Source organism: Brevinematales bacterium, assembly GCA_026415355.1.
GTDB lineage: Bacteria > Spirochaetota > Brevinematia > DTOW01 > DTOW01 > SKYB106.
In genome coordinates, this window is record JAOAHF010000044.1 from 1 (window position 1) to 1,755 (window position 1,755).

2 protein-coding genes are annotated in these 1,755 nt (G+C 33.4%); one reads left to right on the forward strand and one right to left on the reverse strand.

What is annotated here, in order from left to right; all coding sequences use genetic code 11:
* Window positions 1–426 precede the first annotated feature (426 nt).
* Window positions 427–1,419 carry a hypothetical protein gene (locus tag N2712_07960; GenBank protein ID MCX8029911.1) on the forward strand — a complete coding sequence of 331 codons (993 nt, stop codon included), beginning with the start codon at window positions 427–429 and terminating at the stop codon, window positions 1,417–1,419.
* 144 nt (window positions 1,420–1,563) lie between these two features.
* On the opposite strand, the gene N2712_07965 is transcribed toward N2712_07960, so the two are convergent.
* The coding region (locus tag N2712_07965) for a hypothetical protein (GenBank protein MCX8029912.1) at window positions 1,564–1,755 on the reverse strand (192 nt) is incomplete at its 5' end.

Consider the following 1,755-nt stretch of genomic DNA (forward strand, 5'->3'; position numbering starts at 1 on the left):
CTACTCTTTGGCCAATTTCATAAAAACTGAAATAGTCTAAGGAGAAATGGATATCTTCGATATAAGCATCAGTTGTAATGATAGTACCGTCTTTAATTATACAAGCATCGTCGCCAATACCTACCTCAATATTGCGATTAGCGTTAAGCAAAATGGGGTATGTGGTTGTTATCCTTCTAATCAGTTCAATTGTTTTAATTTCGCCTAAATCAGAAAGTCGCATAAGATAGCATAACAAAAATCTTATAGAAGACAAGACACAATATAAGATACTTTACTTTATGCATTTCTCATAAGTAGTGTATACAATCCTAAATTTACCCCCAATATTATACACTAGCCCATTGCAACCAAAACTTGACAAATTTTTATAAATATATATATAATTTATTTAATGAGACCTTGCAATTGTGGAAGGGAGTCATTATGAGTAAAAAATACCTGTTTGTTTTCTTTATAGTATTACTTATTACAGGGTTAATTGTCTGCAAGAAAAAAATACCAACAACTAATGAAACCAGAGCTGCATTGCGAGAATGTGTTCAAAAAATAAATACCGATGTTCTAAATAACAAGGGTGGATTAGCACTACAAGGTAGTGTTGATATTCTTGAAGAGATCCCTTTAATTAACAAAAAAAAGATAAAACTGACCAAGATGCTTCGTGTCGAAAAAAAAGAAATTCCACGAGTCGCATTATTGATATTGAACAAAAGCACGCCCTGGGATACTTTTGCTGGAAAGTGGCGATGGAATCAAACTAATCAACAATGGGAGCACTACTCAACTACACCAAATAATGCAATTATTTTTGAATGGGTATGGACAGATTCACTGTCTCAGGTACATGACTGCGTCATTTCAATTTCTGAGTATCAATTTGGGGTAGTCGGTGGCGAAGATGTTCTTACTAAGGTGAAAGTAGACCTTAAGGTCGATAACACAACTTACTTCTTAGTAGACTTAAAAGAAATAAGATATGGCACAACATCTGAAGATATCAGAAAAGTTGATATGAGTATAAAAGCGGTAAATATAAAATTCACTTTTAATTTTGACTATACTTCAGTTCCAACAACCAATTTTTTATTACGTTTTGAATATACTAACGATAAACCATGGTATCAGATTAAATTCAAGGCGAAAGACAATACTCCACCTTTTGGTGACGAAGTGATTGCTCAAAATGGAACCTATACCGACTATAATAAATGGCAGATATCAGTCAATTTTCAAGAACCTGATAACGATGGCATCCAGTTAGTATCTGGTGAAATTACTAAAAAGGGTGCTCTTGCCGCTACAATTAAAAGCGAAAAACGGTTTAACGATGGCAATCCTTATCTCTATGTGTGGTTGGTTTATGCAGATGGAACGACCGAAACACCAGAACAATTATTTGCGGATATCTTTCCATAAATTAAAAAAACAAATAATAACAATTGCAAGGTCTCATTTTCCTCTGGTTTTATAGCAAGACTCTGCTATTATATTAGAATTTAGTTGCTAATTTTGGCTAAGACACTAAATACTTCGAAGTGAGAAAGGTTATAAAAAGTTACTTTATATTCTGATTACTTTTACTGTTATAGGATGTACGCCGATTCGACCTTTGATAAAATAGATTCCTCTTAAATTCTGTCCGCGGCTATTTTTGCCATTCCAATGAATTTGATAAGTTCCTGGCAACTGTTCTTGCCTATATAATTTTTTAACAAGTTGGCCGGTTATCGAATAAACATTTAATTCCACTTC